Annotated in this window: 13 protein-coding genes; all 13 read right to left on the reverse strand. The window is 63.7% G+C overall.

The features are described 5' to 3' along the window. Positions 1-70 precede the first annotated feature (70 nt). Positions 71-1,150 (reverse strand): polyamine ABC transporter substrate-binding protein, encoded by a 1,080-nt coding sequence (locus tag KSS90_RS05070; protein ID WP_217868453.1) that lies wholly within the window; start codon positions 1,148-1,150, stop codon positions 71-73. 52 nt (positions 1,151-1,202) lie between these two features. Next, positions 1,203-1,544 carry a cupin domain-containing protein gene (locus tag KSS90_RS05075; RefSeq protein ID WP_217868454.1) on the reverse strand — a complete coding sequence of 114 codons (342 nt, stop codon included), beginning with the start codon at positions 1,542-1,544 and terminating at the stop codon, positions 1,203-1,205. Positions 1,545-1,577: 33 nt separating this feature from the next. Continuing rightward, positions 1,578-2,984, reverse strand: coding sequence for an NAD(P)/FAD-dependent oxidoreductase (locus KSS90_RS05080; RefSeq protein ID WP_217868455.1), 1,407 nt, complete (start codon positions 2,982-2,984; stop codon positions 1,578-1,580). A 65-nt stretch (positions 2,985-3,049) separates the two neighbouring features. Continuing rightward, positions 3,050-3,862, reverse strand: coding sequence for a helix-turn-helix domain-containing protein (locus KSS90_RS05085; protein ID WP_217868456.1), 813 nt, complete (start codon positions 3,860-3,862; stop codon positions 3,050-3,052). 334 nt (positions 3,863-4,196) lie between these two features. Beyond that, on the reverse strand, positions 4,197-5,165 hold the full coding sequence (locus KSS90_RS05090; protein WP_217868457.1) for a peptide ABC transporter ATP-binding protein: 969 nt from the start codon (positions 5,163-5,165) through the stop codon (positions 4,197-4,199). Next, positions 5,165-6,133, reverse strand: a complete 969-nt coding sequence (locus KSS90_RS05095; protein WP_062572886.1) for an ABC transporter ATP-binding protein — start codon at positions 6,131-6,133, stop codon at positions 5,165-5,167. Before KSS90_RS05095 ends, KSS90_RS05090 begins: the two co-directional genes overlap by 1 nt. 10 nt (positions 6,134-6,143) lie before the next feature. Continuing rightward, positions 6,144-7,070: an ABC transporter permease subunit gene (locus KSS90_RS05100; RefSeq protein WP_217868458.1), complete on the reverse strand. Its 927-nt coding sequence runs from the start codon at positions 7,068-7,070 to the stop codon at positions 6,144-6,146. 10 nt (positions 7,071-7,080) lie between these two features. After that, positions 7,081-8,091, reverse strand: coding sequence for an ABC transporter permease subunit (locus KSS90_RS05105; RefSeq protein ID WP_028689623.1), 1,011 nt, complete (start codon positions 8,089-8,091; stop codon positions 7,081-7,083). A 76-nt stretch (positions 8,092-8,167) separates the two neighbouring features. Beyond that, a complete protein-coding gene (locus KSS90_RS05110) occupies positions 8,168-9,763 on the reverse strand; it encodes an ABC transporter substrate-binding protein (RefSeq protein WP_217868459.1) in 1,596 nt (531 codons plus the stop codon). Positions 9,764-9,835: 72 nt separating this feature from the next. Further along, positions 9,836-11,218, reverse strand: a complete 1,383-nt coding sequence (locus KSS90_RS05115; RefSeq protein ID WP_437180056.1) for an OprD family porin — start codon at positions 11,216-11,218, stop codon at positions 9,836-9,838. A gap of 157 nt (positions 11,219-11,375) precedes the next feature. Beyond that, entirely contained in the window at positions 11,376-12,968 is a 1,593-nt protein-coding gene (locus KSS90_RS05120) for an ABC transporter substrate-binding protein (RefSeq protein ID WP_217868460.1), read from the reverse strand. 210 nt (positions 12,969-13,178) lie between these two features. Continuing rightward, positions 13,179-14,804 carry an ABC transporter substrate-binding protein gene (locus KSS90_RS05125; RefSeq protein WP_217868461.1) on the reverse strand — a complete coding sequence of 542 codons (1,626 nt, stop codon included), beginning with the start codon at positions 14,802-14,804 and terminating at the stop codon, positions 13,179-13,181. 312 nt (positions 14,805-15,116) lie between these two features. Further along, the gene (locus tag KSS90_RS05130) at positions 15,117-15,839 is read right to left on the reverse strand and encodes an SIMPL domain-containing protein (RefSeq protein ID WP_217868462.1); all 723 of its coding nucleotides are present in this window, start codon (positions 15,837-15,839) and stop codon (positions 15,117-15,119) included. Positions 15,840-15,870: the final 31 nt, after the last annotated feature.

Raw genomic sequence — 15,870 nt, forward strand, 5'->3', positions numbered from 1 at the left:
GAAGAGGCGGGCCCGGAAAGGCCCGCTTTTTTCTTGTCGCTTGCAGCTTCAAGCTTGTAACTGACGAATGTCAGTTGCCGGCTTTTATGCTGGTCCAGATTCGCGTCCTGATGCGGTCGATCTTCGCCGGCATCGCTTCCAGGGCATACAACTTGCCCATCACGTCGTCACTCGGGTAGATCATCGTGTTGCCCTTCAGCGCCGGGTCCACCAGCGCATCCGCCTGCTGGTTGCCATTGGCGTACTGCACAAAGTTGCTGATGTTGGCCATCACTTCCGGCTGCAACAGGTAGTTCATGTACGCATACCCGGCCTTCTCGTCAGGTGCGTCGGCCGGCATGGCCACCATGTCGAACCACATCGGCGCGCCTTCCTTCGGGATCGAGTAGCCCACCTTCACCCCGTTCTTGGCCTCCTCGGCACGGTTCTTCGCCTGCAGCACGTCGCCCGAGAAACCCACCACCAGGCACACGTCGCCATTGGCCAGGTCGCCGGTGTACTTCGAGGAATGGAAGTAGCTGATATACGGGCGCACCTGCATCAGCAACGCCTTGGCCTTGTCGTAGTCCGCCGGGTTCTGGCTGTGGTGGGGCAGGCCCAGGTAGTGCAGGGCGATCGGCAGCAGCTCGGGGCCGTTGTCCAGCACCGCCACGCCGCAGCTCTTGAGCTTGGCGAGGTATTCGGGCTTGAAGAACAGGTCCCACGAATCGATGGGCGCGTTGTCGCCGAGCACCGCCTTGACCTTGTCGATGTTGTAGCCGATGCCGGTGCTGCCCCACAGGTACGGGAAGCCGTACTGGTTGCCCGGGTCGTTGACCTCCAGGGCCTTGAGCAGCACCGGGTTGAGGTTCTTCCAGTTGGGCAGTTGCGACTTGTCCAGCTGCTTCAGGGCCTTGCCCTGGATCTGCCGGGCCATGAAGTGGTTGGAGGGGAACACCACGTCGTAGCCGGAGTTGCCGGTCATCAGCTTGCCGTCGAGGGTCTCGTTGCTGTCGAACACGTCGTAGGTGGGATCGATGCCGGTGGTTTGCTGGAAGTGCTTCAGGGTGTCCGGGGCGATGTAGCTCGACCAGTTATAGATCTTCACCGAGTCGGCGGCACTGGCCACGCTGGCGGCCAGCATCAGGGGAGCGAGAAGGAGGGTGCGCATGTCGGGGTTACCTTGCTTTGTCTGTTGTTATCGAAGGCAGGCGATCAGCGGATCAGAAAATGAGGACGTAGGTCTTGCGCACGGTCTCCTGGATATCCCAGGTGCCGAGGCTGTTGGCCGGTAGCATCAGTGCGTCTCCGGCTTCTATGACCAGGGGCTCGCCACCGTCGGGGGTGAAGGTGCAGCGGCCCTTGATGAAATGGCAGAACTCCTGCTGCACGATCTGCCGCCGCCAGCGCCCCGGGGTGCATTCCCAGATGCCGGTCTCGACGCCGTCGCTGCGCTCGACGCAGGTGACCGAGGTGACCGCGACCGGCTCGCCGAGGGGCACGGCGACCGGGGTGCTGCTGTCCAGGATGGCGCTGTCGGTGTGCTTGAACTGGGTGATGCTCATGACCGGTGGATCCTGTGTGGTGGTGAGGGGAAGTCAGTGCATGAAGCCTTCCATGAAGTCGGCCAACCCACTGGCCAGACGCCGCCGCCAGGGGGCGCTGGCCGGGTTGGCGAGGGTCCGGTCCTCGTGGACGAAACTCTGGATGATCGCGTTGTAGCCCAGCCAGCGGCACGGTTCGGGCGGCCAGCTGGCCAGGCTCGACAGCGGGCGGTTGTCGTGGACCCAGGGCTGGGCGGTCAGTTCGTTGTGCTGGCCGAGGATCAGCGCGGCCAGGGTGCGCCCGCCCAGATTGGTGGCACCGACACCTTCGCCGCCATAACCGCCGGACAGGGCGATGCCGCGCTGGCGGTCGCAGAGCATGTGCGGGCGGAAACGCCGGGCCATGCCGAGATTGCCGCCCCAGGAGTGGGTGATACGCACGTGCTTGAGCTGTGGGAACAGTTCGCCGAACAGGTAGCGGCGCAGCTCGACCTCGTCGGCGGTCAGGGTGAAGTCCTCGCGCAACCGACCACCGAAGCGATAGCCGCCCCGGGCACCGAACACCAGGCGGTTGTCGGCGCTGCGTTGGCCATAGGTGACCTGGCGACTGTTTTCGCTGAAGGCCTGGCCCTGGCTCAGGCCGATCTGTTCCCAGGTCGACTCCGGCAGTGGCTCGGTGGCCACCAGCAGGCTCTGCACCGGTAACTGGTGTCGCCCGAGCGGTGGCAGGCTGGCGGCGTAGCCTTCGACGGCCGGCACCACCCAGTGGCTGCGAATGCGTGCCAGCGGGGTGCGCACTTCGCCGGTCTGCCAGTCGATGGCCGGGGTGTTCTCGTAGATCGGCACGCCCATGGCCTCGACCGTCCGTGCCAGGCCTCGGACCAGCCTGGCCGGCTGTATCGTGGCGACATGCGGGCAGTAGAGTGCGCCGTAGGGGTTGCTTACCTTCAACTGGGCATCCAGCTGTTCGGGGCGCAACCAGCGGTAGTCGTCTTCATTCATGCCCTGGCGGTAGAGGTCGTCCAGCCAGGCGCGCAGGCTGCGCTCCTGTTCCGGGTAGCGGGCGGCGCAGTAGAGCACTCCGCCCTTGCGGTAGTCGCAGGCGATGCCCTCGCGCAGGAGCACGTCGTGGACCTCGTCGGGAATGCCGTGCAGCAGGTCGATGCTTTCACGCCGTTGTTGCGGCGAGAGCGTGCCGAGCAGGCGGTCCTCGCCCAGCAGGTTGCCCATCAGCCAGCCGCCATTGCGCCCGGAAGCGCCGAAGCCGGCGATGTTGGCCTCGATCACCGCGATGTTCAGCTGTGGTGCTTGGCGCTTGAGGTAGTAGGCCGTCCACAGCCCGGTGTACCCGGCGCCGATGATGCATACGTCGAGGTCCAGGTCCTGGCGCAGGGCCGGGCGTGCGCACAGCGGCTCGTCGAGCTGGTCCATCCACAGGCTGATCGTGCGCAGGGGTTGCATCGGGTCGGGCTCCACATCCACTGAGTGTCTGTGGGCGATCCTAATGAAGCACGGGGAAGGCTGTCTTACGTGCGCGCACGCAGGGAAATTTGCTTGAGGTAGGCCTTGGGCGACAGACCGGTGTGTTCGCGGAAGCACTTGTAGAAGGCCGACAGCGAGTTGAAACCGGCGTTGAATGCCAGCTCATCGACCGGCGCCGCGATGTAGCTGTTGTCCAAACGGCTCATCAGGTGCTGCAGGCGCGCCTGGTTGACGTAGCGGTAGAAGCTCTGGCCAAGCACCTGGTTGAGCAGGTAGGAGATCTGGTTACGGCTGTAGCCGCTTTCGTCGGCGACCTGCTGCAGGTCCAGTTCTGGGTCAAGGTAGGGGCGTTGGGCCTGGAAGTAATGCTCCAGGTCCTGGGCCATGGTCGCCAACTGACGTGGCGACAGGCCAAGTCGGCTGGTGGCCGGGCGCGCAATGCTGGCGGGGCTGCCCTTGGCATCGCCGCGCACTAGCGTGGCGTATTCGTTGACCCGCCAGATCAGCCCGTCCCTGACCGTGATCGCCTCGCTGGACTGGAACGCCGCCAGTCCAGCGCCACCCTGCACCGTGACCTGATACTGGATGAATGCCGTGCAGCCGTCGACGCGGATACGGTCGCTGTGGACGATGTCTTCGCCGGCTTCATGGGGCAGGCAGGCATGCACGTAGTCACGCAGCTCGTCGAAGCCGAGCACGCGGTTCTGGAAGAAGTCGTGGTACTGGATGTCTGGGTGGTACAGGGCCATCACCCCGTCCAGGTCGCGATGCTTCCAGCACAGGTGGTAGCGCATGACGGTGTCGGCGGTGAGCGGGGTCTGCCCAGGGCCGTCGGGGAGGAGGGGAGTGGCGGTCATGAGCTCGATAGTGCATTGCAGAAAACCCAGGCGCAAGGCCACGGATCCGGCATTTTGCACGGTTTTCCCGAGAGGTTAGCGGCTAAGGGCTTGATTCGTATGCATGTAATTTTTTGATACAGCTGGCATGGGGGCTGCACTGCCTTTGTTCAACACTGAACGAGGAGAACAGCCATGCGCTCGATACTGCTGTGGATGATTGGGGTGCCAATTCCGGTGATCATCCTGATCTGGTTCTTCATGCATTGAAGCAATCGCGGGGCAAGCCCGCTCCCACGAGGCCGACCTGGCTTTCGTGGGAGCGGGCTTGCCCCGCGATGAAGGCTACCCGGACCTACAGGAACTGCTCGGCATAGTGGCAAGCCACCTGCCGGGTACTCACCTGCCGCAACGCCGGTACTTCTTTGGCGCAGCGCTCGGTGGCATGTGGGCAACGCTTGTGGAACGCGCAACCATCCGGCGGATTCAGCGGGTTGGGCAGCTCACCGGCAATGCGGATCTTCGGCTTGAGCGGGTCCGGATGGATCGCTGGAGTCGCCGACAGCAGTGCCTGCGTGTACGGGTGCAGCGGCTTGTCGTAGATATCCTCCTTGGGCCCCATTTCCGCCGGCCGACCGAGGTACATCACCAACACCTGGTCCGCCACATGGCGCACTACCGCCAGGTTGTGGGAGATGAACACGTAGGCGGTGTTGAACTCCTTCTGCAAGTCCATGAACAGGTTCAGCACCTGGGCCTGGATCGACACGTCCAGTGCCGAGGTCGGCTCATCTGCCACCAGCACCTTGGGTTGCAGCATCATTGCCCGGGCCAGGGCGATGCGCTGGCGCTGGCCACCGGAGAACATGTGCGGATAACGCTGGTAGTGCTCGGGGCGCAGGCCCACCTGCTCCATCATCTTCTGCACTTTTTCGCGGCGCTCGGTCTTGCTCAGCGAGGTGTTGATCAGCAGTGGCTCGGCCAGCTGGTCGCCGATCTTCTGTCGCGGGTTGAGCGAGGCGTAGGGGCTCTGGAACACCATCTGCACGTCGCGGCGCAGTTGCTTGCGCTGGTCCTTGCTGGCGCCCTTGACCTCGTGGCCGGCGATCTGCAGCGAGCCGGAGGAGGGCTCCTCGATCAGGGTCAGGGCTCTGGCCAGGGTCGACTTACCGCAGCCGGATTCACCGACCACGGCCAGGGTCTTGCCGGCCTCCAGTTCGAACGACACGCCGTTGAGTGCGCGGACCAGGGCATGGCCTTTGAACAGGCCGCGGGAGACTTCGTAGTGGCGGGTCAGCTCACGAGCGGAAAGTACGACGGCCATCACGCCACCTCCTGGTTCAGCGGATAGAAGCAACGCACCAGGCTATGGGCCTGGGGATCGAGGGCCGGGCGCTGCCGGCGGCAGTTTTCCTGCACATAGGGGCAGCGCGGCGACAGCAGGCAGCCTTGCGGGCGGTCATAGCGGCCGGGGACGATGCCGGGCAGGGTGGCCAGGCGTTCGGCGCCGATGCTGTGCTCGGGGATGGCCGCCAGCAGCGCTTCGCTGTACGGGTGGGCGGGGATGTCGAACAGCTCCGGCACTTGGCCGACTTCGACCGCTTGCCCTGCGTACATCACGCACACGCGCTTGGCGGTTTCGGCGACCACGGCCAGGTCGTGGGTGATCAGGATGAGCGCCATGTTGCGCTCTTTCTGCAGGTTGACCAGCAGCTCCATGATCTGCGCCTGGATGGTCACGTCCAGCGCGGTGGTCGGTTCGTCGGCGATCAGCAGTTTCGGCTCGCCGGCAATGGCCATGGCGATGGCCACGCGCTGGCTCATGCCGCCGGACAGCTGGTGCGGGTAGGCGTCCAGGCGGCTTTCGGCGGCCGGGATCTCGACCTTCTTCAGCAGCTCCAGGGCGCGCTGGCGTGCTGCCTTGCCCTTGAGGCCGAGGTGCTGGCGCAGCACTTCCTCGATCTGGTAGCCCACGGTATAGCTGGGGTTGAGCGCGGTCATCGGGTCCTGGAAGACCATGGCGATGTCCTTGCCCACCACCTTGCGGCGCTGGCGGCCGCTGAGCTTGAGCATGTCGATGCCGTCGAACGTCAAGGTGTCGGCGGTAATACGCCCGGGAGCGTCGATCAGGCCCATCAGGGCCATCATGGTGACGGACTTGCCGGAGCCGGACTCGCCGACGATGGCGAGGATCTCGCCGGCATCCACGCTGAGCTCGAGGCCGTCCACCACGGGCACGGCATTGGCGTCGCCGAAGCGCACGTTCAGGTTGTTGATCTGCAACAGTGACATGGCGATCTCCTCAGGCGGCGTTCTTGAGTTTCGGGTCCAGCGCGTCGCGCAGGCCGTCGCCCATCAGGTTGATTGCCAGCACACTGAGCAAAATGGTCAGGCCGGGCAGGCTCACCACCCACCAGGCGCGTTCGATGTAGTCGCGGGCCGAGGCCAGCATGGTGCCCCACTCGGGGGTTGGCGGCTGCACGCCGAGGCCGAGGAAGCCCAGGGCCGCGGCGTCGAGGATCGCCGAAGAGAAGCTCAGGGTGGCCTGGACGATCAGCGGCGCCATGCAGTTGGGCAGCACGGTGACGAACATCAGCCGTGGCAGGCCGGCACCGGCCAGGCGCGCGGCGGTGACGTAGTCGCGGTTCAGCTCGCCCATCACTGCGGCGCGGGTCAGGCGTACGTAGGACGGCAGCGAGACGATGGCGATGGCGATCACGGTGTTGATCAGGCCTGGGCCGAGGATGGCGACGATGGCCACGGCCAGCAGCAGCGAGGGCAGGGCCAGCATCACGTCCATCAGGCGCATGATCGAGGGGCCGAGGATCTGCGGGAAGAAACCGGCCAGCAGGCCCAGCAGGATGCCCGGGATCAGCGACATCACCACCGACGACAGGCCGATCAGCAGCGACAGTCGGGCGCCCTGGATCAGCCGCGAGAGCAGGTCGCGGCCCAGTTCGTCGGTACCGAGGATGAATTGCCAGGTACCGCCTTCGAGCCATACCGGCGGCGTGAGCAGGAAGTCGCGGTATTGCTCGCTGGGGTTGTGCGGCGCCACCCAGGGGGCGAACAGGGCGCAGAACACCACCACGCACATGAACGCCAGGCCGGCCACCGCGCCCTTGTTGCGCGAGAAGGCCTGCCAGAATTCTTTGTACGGCGAGGGGTAGAGCAAGCTTTGGTCGACCACGCTGGGCGGGGTGACGGATTTTGGAATCGGGCTGGTCATGGCGTAGTCCTCAGCGCTGATGACGGATGCGTGGGTTGGCCAGGCCGTAGAGGATGTCCACGACGAAGTTGACCAGGATCACCAGGCAGGCGATCAACAGGATGCCGTTCTGGACCACGGGGTAGTCACGGGCACCGATGGCTTCGATCAGCCATTTGCCGATGCCCGGCCAGGAGAAGATGGTTTCGGTGAGCACGGCGCCGGCCAGCAGCGTGCCGACCTGCAGGCCGAACACGGTGAGTACCGGGATCAGCGCGTTGCGCAGGCCGTGGATGAACACCACGCGCGACGGCGACAGGCCCTTGGCGCGGGCGGTACGGATGTAGTCCTCGCGCAGTACTTCGAGCATTGACGAACGGGTCATGCGGGCGATCACCGCCAGCGGGATGGTGCCCAGCACGATGGCCGGCAGGATCAGGTGCATCACTGCATCCTTGAACGCGCCTTCCTCGTCGCTGAGCAGGGTGTCGATGAGCATGAAACCGGTTTTCGGCTCGATGTCGTAGAGCAGGTCGATACGCCCGGAGACCGGTGTCCAGCCCAGGCTCACCGAGAAGAACATGATCAGGATCAGGCCCCACCAGAAGATCGGCATCGAGTAGCCGGCCAAGGAGATGCCCATTACCCCGTGGTCGAACAGCGAGCCGCGCTTGAGCGCGGCGATCACCCCGGCCAGCAGGCCGATGACCCCGGCGAACAGCAGGGCGGCCATGGCCAGCTCCAGGGTTGCCGGGAACAGGGTGAGGAATTCGTTCCATACGCTTTCACGGGTGCGCAGGGATTCGCCCAGGTCGCCCTGGGCGAGCTTGCCGACATAGTCCAGGTACTGGGCCGGCAGCGGCTTGTTCAGGCCCAGGCGCTCCATGGCCTGGGCGTGCATTTCGGGGTCGACCCGGCGTTCGCCCATCATCACTTCGACGGGGTCGCCGGGGATCAGGCGTATGAGCGCGAAGGTCAGCAGGGTGATACCGAAGAAAGTCGGAATCAGCAGACCCAGGCGTCGGGCAATAAAACTCAACATTGTCAGGGGTACCTCATCAGCCGGAAACGGCATGCCGCCGGGGCCTCTTGCACAAGGTCCGGCGGCTGTTGTTGTTCTACTTCACCTTGGTGGTGGCGAAGTTGTTGTTGGTCAGTGGGTTGATCACATAGCCTTCGACGTTCTCGCGCATGGCGGTGAACATTTTCGGGTGGGCCATGCTGATCCACGGCTGGTCCTCATCGTACACCGCCAAAGCCTCGTTATAGAGCCTGGCGCGTTCGTCGTTGTCGATCACTTCGCGGGCGCGGGTAATCAGCTCCTGGAATTTCTGGTTGCACCAGCGCGCATAGTTCTCGCCGCTTTTCACCGCGTCACAGCTGAGCATCGGCGTGAGGAAGTTGTCCGGGTCGCCGTTGTCGCCGGCCCAGCCTGCCGACACCAGGTCGGCCTCGCCCTTCTTGGCGCGACGCAGCATTTCGGCCCATTCCATCACGCGGATGTCGAGCTTGATGCCGATCTTGGCCAGGTCCGACTGCAGCATTTCGGCGGACAGGCGCGGGTTGGGGTTGGTCGGGCCACCGCCGTTGCGGGTGAACAGGGTGATCACCGTGCCCTCCGGCACGCCGGCTTCCTTGAGCAGGGCGCGGGCCTTGTCGAGGTCGTGGGGCGGGTTCTTGTTGTCGGTGTTGTAGCCGATCATGGTCGGTGGGTACGGGTTGACCCCAACCAGGGCGTTGCCCTTGCCGAACAGCTGGTCGACGTGGGTCTGGCGGTCGAAGGCCATGTCGATCGCCTTGCGCACGCGCACATCGCTCAGATACTTGTGCTGGGTGTTCATCGAGATGTAGCCGGTAACCAGCGCCTCGATCTCGGCGACCTTGAGTTTCGGGTCGGTCTTGATCCCCGGCACGTCGTCAGGCTTGGGATACAGGGCGATCTGGCATTCGTTGGCGCGCAGTTTCTGCAGGCGCACGTTGCTGTCGGTGGCGATGGCGAAGATCAGCGCGTCGGCGGGTGGCTTGCCACGGAAGTAGTCCGGGTTGGCCTTGTAGCGGACGTTGGCGTCCTTGTTGTAGCGCTGGAACACGAACGGGCCGGTGCCGACCGGCTTGCTGTTGAGGTCGCCGGTCTTGCCGGCCTTGAGCAGCTGGTCGCCGTACTCGGCGGAGTAGATCGAGGTGAAGGCCATGGCCAGGTCGCGCAGGAAAGGCGCTTCCGGGCGGGTCAGGGTGATCACCACGGTGTGGTCGTCGGTCTTCTCGACCGACTTGAGCAGGTCCTTGAAGGCCATGCTCTCGAAGTAGGGGTAGCCGACGCTGGTCTTGTCGTGCCACGGATGGTCTTTCTTCAGCTGACGGTTCAGGCTCCACAGCACGTCATCGGCGTTGAAGTCGCGGGTGGGCTTGAAGTAGTCGGTGGTGTGAAACTTGACGCCTTCACGCAGGTGGAAGGTGTAGACCAGGCCGTCGGGGCTGACGTCCCAGCTGGTGGCCAGGGCCGGCTGGATCTCGGTGGTGCCGGGCTTGAAGTCGACCAGGCGGTTGAAGATGGCCTCGGCCGTGGCGTCGGCGGTGACGGCGGTGGTGTACTGGACGATGTCGAAGCCTTCCGGGCTGGCTTCGGTGCATACCACCAGCGGCTTGGCCGCCAGATTCGATGCGGCGCCCAGGATGACGGCTGCCAGGGCAGCACGTAGCGGTAGCTTTTTCATGGAACCTCCCTGCAGTGCTAGTTCCAGCGTAGCCGCCACGGCCCGTGGGGAGGCGGGCCGTGGCGCCAACGGTCAGAGGATGTTGAACGGAATGGTGGTGACGACGCGGAACTCGTCGAGGCTGCCGTCGCTCTGCGCCTTGCTGGCACGGTGGGCGGTATAGGTGGCGCGGATGGTGGTGTCCTTCAGCATGCCGCTCTGCACCGCGTAGCTGGTGCCGATGCCCCACTCGTAGTGGTTCTCGCCGTCCTGACCGCGGACGTCATAGGCGGTGCCCTTGTAGTGGGTACCGTCGATATCCCAGCCGCGGGCGTTGTAGACGTTGAACTTCAGGCCTGGTACGCCGTAAGGCGCCATGTTCAGCACATAGCTGATCTGCAGCGACTTCTCGTTCGGGCCGTTGAAGTCCGACAGCAGGGAGTTGGCCAGGTAGATGCCGTTGGTCTCGTGCAGGTAGTCGAAGTACTCGTTGCCGTTGACCTGCTGCCAGGAGGCGGTGAGGGTGTGGGCCTGGTGGGTCAGGCCGAACGACAGGCTGTAGGTGTCGTTGTCGATCTCGCCCATCTTCTTGCTGCCTTCGTCCACGGTCTTGTAGTAGTTCAGACCGGTGGTCAGGCTCAGCACCGCGCTGTCGCCCAGCACGTGGTTGGCGCCGAAGTAGTACTGGTTCCAGAAGTCGTCGACCTTGGTCGCGTACAGGCTGGTGGTCAGGCTCTTGAGCGGCTGGTAGTTGATGCCGACGGTGCTGGCGCGGTCGGTCTCGACCCCGGCGGCGCCGTATTCGCTGCGGAACTTGCTCAGGCTCTGCTCGGTACGAGGCGAGACGCGGTCGAAGGTACCCACGTCGAACGACAGGTTCTCGAACTCGGCGCTGTGCAGAAACGCGCCCTGGAAGCTCGATGGCAAGGCACGGTTACCGATGTAGGCGATCATCGGCGTGTCGACCGACTGGCGACCGACGGTCAGCGTGGTGTTGGAGATGCGCGCCTTGACGTTGCCCAGGCCCATTTTGCTCCACTGGCCGATCGGGTCGCCGTCGCTGTGGGTCAGCGTCCGGTTGTTCGGGCCGGCCACGGCGGCGCGGCCCTGCTCGAGGGCGATGGCATTGTAGGCTGCGGCCTCGACGGCAAAGCCGACGGTGCCTTCGGTGAAGCCCGAGCTGTAGTTGAGGATGGTGCCCTGCACCCAGTTGTCGCGGCTGTGGGTGTCGTGGCGGGTGCCGTCGCTCTTGGTGTATTTCCACAGCGGTGCGCGGGTGGCGCGTTCGCGGGCATACCAGTTGCGGGTGCTGCCGGACAGGCTCTGGCCATCGATGAAGCCTTTGGCCTCGGCCTGTTCGCTGCTGGACTTGAGCGCAAACGGCACGAAGTCCTGACTTACGGGTTCGGCCTGGGCGAAGGCGCAGAAGGCGCCGACGGACAAGGCCAGTGCGGTGGTTGTGGTACGAATCAACATGAAAGCTCCCTGATATTTTTCTAGTTATCACCCGACCTTGTGAGCCGGGCTTGCCACGGTGACGCGGTACTGCAGTGTCTGCCTGGGGGTTGCCAGGCAAATCCGGGCTGCACGCCGTCGCGGGAGTGGGTCGCACTCCCGGTCGGGCGTTGCAGGGTCAATCGATGCTGACGCCGGAGAAAACGTTGCGTCCGAAGGGGCTGACCTTGAAGTCTTTCACGCTGATGCTCAGCGGCTGGTTGACCGTGGAGTGCGCGACCGGGGTGATCGGCACCTGTTGCTTGAGACGTTGCTGGGCTTGTTCGTAGAGGCTGGTGCGCTGCTCGCGGTCGGTGACCTGCTTGGCTTTTTTCACCAGTGCGTCGTACTGCGAATCGCACCACAAGGAGTAGTTGTTGCTGCCGATGGCGTCGCAGCTGAACAGGGTGCCGAGCCAGTTGTCCGGATCACCGTTGTCGCCGGTCCAGCCGATCAGGGCGATGTCGTGCTCGCCGTTCTTCATGCGCTTGAGGTATTCACCCCATTCGTAGCTGACGATGCGCACCTTGAAGCCGAGCTTGCTCCAGTCGGCCTGGAGCATTTCGGCCATGAGCTTGGCGTTGGGGTTGTAGGGGCGCTGTACCGGCATGGCCCACAGGGTGATCTCGGTGCCCTCCTTGACCCCGGCCTGCTTGAGCAGCTGCTTGGCTTTTTCCGGGTCGAAGGGGGCGTCCTTGATCGATTTGTCGTAGGACCATTGGGTCGGCGGCATGGCGTTGACCGCGGTCTGGCCGGCATCCTGGTAGACCGCCTGGATGATCGCCTGCTTGTTCACCGCCATGTCCATGGCCTGGCGCACCTCCAGCCGGTCGAACGGCGGGTGCTGGGTGTTGTAGGCGATGTAGCCAAGGTTGAAACCGGATTGCGTCATCACCTGCAGCTTGTCGTCCGCCTTGAGCGCGGGCAGGTCGGCCGGGCGTGGGTGCAGGGTGATCTGGCATTCGTTGCGGCGCAGCTTCTGGATGCGCACCGAGGGGTCGACGTTGATGGAGAACACCAGATTGTCGATCTTCACCCGGTCAGGTGCCCAGTAGTCCTTGTTGCCCTTGAAGCGGATCTGCGAATCCTTCTGGTAGCGCTGGAACACGAACGGGCCGGTGCCGATCGGCTTCTGGTTGATATCGCTGGCCTTGCCGCTGGCCAGCAGGTGGTCGGCGTACTCGGCGGAGAGGATCGAGGCGAAGGCCATGGCGATGTTCTGCAGGAACGCGGCGTCGACCTTGTTGAGGGTGAAGACCACGGTGAGCGGGTCGGTCTTCTCGACCTTGGCGATGTTCTTGTCCAGCCCCATGCTGATGAAGTACGGGAACTCGGTGGGGTAGGCCTTGCGGAAGGGGTGGTCCTTGTCGAGCATGCGGTTGAAGGTGAACAGCACGTCGTCGGCGTTGAAGTCGCGGCTGGGCTTGAAATCCTTGTTGCCGTGGAACTTCACCCCGGGGCGCAGGTGGAAGGTGTACTTCAGGCCGTCCTCGGACACCTGCCAGTCGGTGGCCAGGCCCGGCTGCACGGCGGTGCCGCCGCGCTCGAACTCCACCAGGCGGTTGTAGATCGGTTCGGCGGCGTCGTTGTCGGTGGCCGCGGTGTATTGGGCGGTGTCGAAGCCCGCCGGGCTGCCTTCGGAGCAGAACACCAGGTTGTTGGCGAGGCTCGCGGGAGCCTGGCTCAGCAAACCGAGGGCAAGCAGGGTGGAACACAATGTGGTCAGGCGCATGGCAGATCCTTTGTCCGTCTTTTCAGGCAGCGGCAGGCAAAACGCAGCTGCTGCATCCCGGTCCTGACGATAGGGACGCCAGGATGCGGGAACCAGGGTTCGCTACTGATTTGGGTGCGGGAGCGTTCCGGCGAGCGTGAGGGAAATGCCTTACGTATCGCCCGATCGTGTCATCGTCCCGCCGGAAACCCGGCGGGACGATCACGACCGTTACTTGTCCACGCTGACCCCATAGAAGGAGTTCAGGCCGAAGGGGCTGATCCTGAAGTCCTTCACGGACGTGCTCATTGGCTGATACACGGTGGAGTGGGCGATCGGGGTGATCGGCACCTGCTCCTTGAGGATATGCTGCGCCTGCTTGTACAGCTCGGTGCGCTTGGCCTGGTCGGAGGTCGCCTTGGCCTGCTTGATCAGATCGTCGTAGGGCTTAAAGCACCATTTGGAGAAGTTGTTGCCGCTCATGGCGTCGCAGCTGTACAGGGTGCCGAGCCAGTTGTCCGGGTCACCGTTGTCGCCGCTCCAGCCGATCAGCATGGCGCCTTGTTCGCCGCCCTTGGAACGCTTGATGTACTCGCCCCATTCGTAGCTGACGATCTTGGCCTTGATGCCGACCTTGGCCCAGTCGGACTGGAGCATTTCGGCCATCAGCTTGGCGTTGGGGTTATAGGGGCGCTGCACCGGCATGGCCCACAAGGTGATCTCGGTGCCTTCCTTGATGCCGGCTTCCTTGAGCAGCTGTTTCGCCTTCTCCGGATCGTACTTGGCGTCCTTGATGGTGGTGTCGTAGGACCACTGGGTCGGCGGCATGGCGTTGACCGCCAACTGGCCGGCGCCCTGGTACACCGACTCGATGATCTGCTGCTTGTTGACGGCCATGTCCAGGGCCTCGCGGACCTTGAGCTGGGCCAGCGGGTTGGCGTCATTGCTGCCCTTGACCTTGTCCATCACGTTGTAGGCGATGTAGCCGAGGTTGAAGCCGGCCTGCTCAGGCATCTGCAGCTTCTTGTCTTCCTGCAGCGGCTTGATGTCGGCCGGGCGCGGGAACAGCGTGACCTGGCATTCGTTCTTCTTGAGCTTTTGCATGCGCACCGAGGCGTCGGTGCTGATGGCGAAGATCAGGTTGTCGATCTTCACGTCCTCGGGTTTCCAATAGTCCTTGTTGCCCTTGTAGCGGATCTGCGCGTCCTTCTGGTACTTGCTGAACACGAACGGGCCGGTGCCGATAGGCTTTTGGTTGATGTCGGCGGCCTTGCCCTGCTTGAGCAACTGGTCGGCGTACTCGGCGGACTGGATCGAAGCGAAGCTCATGGCCAGGTTCTGGATGAACGCGGCGTCGACGTCGTTGAGGGTGAACTTCACGGTATGGTCATCGACCTTCTCGAGCTTGGCGATGTTCTTGTCCATGCCCATGTCGGTGAAGTACGGGAACTCGGTGGGGTAGGCCTTGCGGAAGGGGTGGTCCTTGTCGAGCATGCGGTTGAAGGTGAACAGCACGTCGTCGGCGTTGAACTCACGGGTCGGCTTGAAGTACTCGGTGGTATGGAACTTCACACCTTCGCGCAGGTGGAAAGTGTAGGCCTTGCCGTCATCGGAGACCTCCCACTGGGTGGCCAGGCCCGGAATGACCTTGGTACCGCCACGCTCGAACTGGGTCAGGCGGTTGAACATGGTCTCGGCGGAGGCGTCGAAGTCGGTTCCGGTGGTGTATTGCCCCGGGTCGAATCCGGCCGGGCTGCCTTCGGAGCAGAACACCAGGTTGGACGCGGCGTGGGCGAACGGTGCGCCGGCTAGCAAGCCTGCGCCTACCAGGAACGGAATGACTGCGTGTTTGAGCATGGTGGCCTCATTGTTGTCATTTTTCGAATTGAGGCGGCCTCGTGAGCCGACCTGCGGATACTTATGCAGGGGGTATTCCCAATGCAACACTCAGCAGGATGGTTGGCGGCAAAAACGTGGTACGGACGTACATGGATGTCGCATCCATATAACTTTGGCGAATGTTGATCGTTTGCGGCGGAGAAAAGGGCGGAAATTTCAGGATATTTCGCACTTTATGTGACAAGCGGACGCACCCGTTTGGTGCGTAGGAAGGGTCTGAAACTGTTGTCCGAGACGGTTTTGACCATCTCGGACATCCAGTTGAGTGATTCAGGGCACCTGGACTTCGATCAGGCCATCGGCACTCATGCTGACTTCACTGGTGCCGGCTTCGATATCCGGTGCCGGCGCGGCTTCGTCGGCAGCACCCTTGGCCATCATCGCCATCGGCGCGTTGCGCAGGTAGGGGCGCGGGTAACCGCTGCTGTTGAGGTTCAGGCTGACCACCTTGTAGCCTTTGCCGCCAAGGGCATCGGTGGCCAGCTGGGCGCGTGCCTTGAAGGCGGCGACGGCATCCTTGAGCAGCTCGTCTTCGCTGGTCTTACGGGTGGCCGGGGCGATGGAGAAGTCCATGCCGCCCATCTTCAGGTCTTGCAGCAAGTCACCGGTGAGCTTGGACAGGGCCGGGAAGTCGGCGCTTTCCAGACGCAACTCGGCGCGCTCGCGCCAGCCGGTGATCTTCTGGCCCTTGGTGTCGTAGATCGGGTAGCTGTTGCGGCTGCCCTGGCTGATCTTCACGTCCTTGACCTGGCGAGCCTGCTGCACGGCCTTGTTCATGGTCTCGGTGATTTCCTTGGCCAGCTTGCCCGGGTCGGTGTTCTGCGCCTCGCTGTACAGCGTCACGACCATCAGGTCGCGCGCCACCTCCTTGCTGACTTCGGCACGCAGCGACACCTGGTTGTAGCGTGGCTCGTCGGCTGCCAGGGCCGGCAGGCTGGCGAGCATGCCGCAGGACAGGGCAACGGCGGCGGCGCCGCGACGGGTAATGTGCATGTGGAACTCCTTGGCAGGGTAAGGCGTGGAT

This window comes from Pseudomonas maumuensis (genome assembly GCF_019139675.1).
GTDB classification, from domain to species: domain Bacteria; phylum Pseudomonadota; class Gammaproteobacteria; order Pseudomonadales; family Pseudomonadaceae; genus Aquipseudomonas; species Aquipseudomonas maumuensis.

Coding starts and splice junctions, on each gene's coding strand:
- KSS90_RS05070 (WP_217868453.1), bottom strand. CDS start 1,150: ATGCGCACCCTCCTTCTCGCTCCCCTGATGCTGGCCGCCAGCGTGGCC.
- KSS90_RS05075 (WP_217868454.1), bottom strand. CDS start 1,544: ATGAGCATCACCCAGTTCAAGCACACCGACAGCGCCATCCTGGACAGC.
- KSS90_RS05080 (WP_217868455.1), bottom strand. CDS start 2,984: ATGCAACCCCTGCGCACGATCAGCCTGTGGATGGACCAGCTCGACGAG.
- KSS90_RS05085 (WP_217868456.1), bottom strand. CDS start 3,862: ATGACCGCCACTCCCCTCCTCCCCGACGGCCCTGGGCAGACCCCGCTC.
- KSS90_RS05090 (WP_217868457.1), bottom strand. CDS start 5,165: ATGGCCGTCGTACTTTCCGCTCGTGAGCTGACCCGCCACTACGAAGTC.
- KSS90_RS05095 (WP_062572886.1), bottom strand. CDS start 6,133: ATGTCACTGTTGCAGATCAACAACCTGAACGTGCGCTTCGGCGACGCC.
- KSS90_RS05100 (WP_217868458.1), bottom strand. CDS start 7,070: ATGACCAGCCCGATTCCAAAATCCGTCACCCCGCCCAGCGTGGTCGAC.
- KSS90_RS05105 (WP_028689623.1), bottom strand. CDS start 8,091: ATGTTGAGTTTTATTGCCCGACGCCTGGGTCTGCTGATTCCGACTTTC.
- KSS90_RS05110 (WP_217868459.1), bottom strand. CDS start 9,763: ATGAAAAAGCTACCGCTACGTGCTGCCCTGGCAGCCGTCATCCTGGGC.
- KSS90_RS05115 (WP_437180056.1), bottom strand. CDS start 11,218: ATGTTGATTCGTACCACAACCACCGCACTGGCCTTGTCCGTCGGCGCC.
- KSS90_RS05120 (WP_217868460.1), bottom strand. CDS start 12,968: ATGCGCCTGACCACATTGTGTTCCACCCTGCTTGCCCTCGGTTTGCTG.
- KSS90_RS05125 (WP_217868461.1), bottom strand. CDS start 14,804: ATGCTCAAACACGCAGTCATTCCGTTCCTGGTAGGCGCAGGCTTGCTA.
- KSS90_RS05130 (WP_217868462.1), bottom strand. CDS start 15,839: ATGCACATTACCCGTCGCGGCGCCGCCGCCGTTGCCCTGTCCTGCGGC.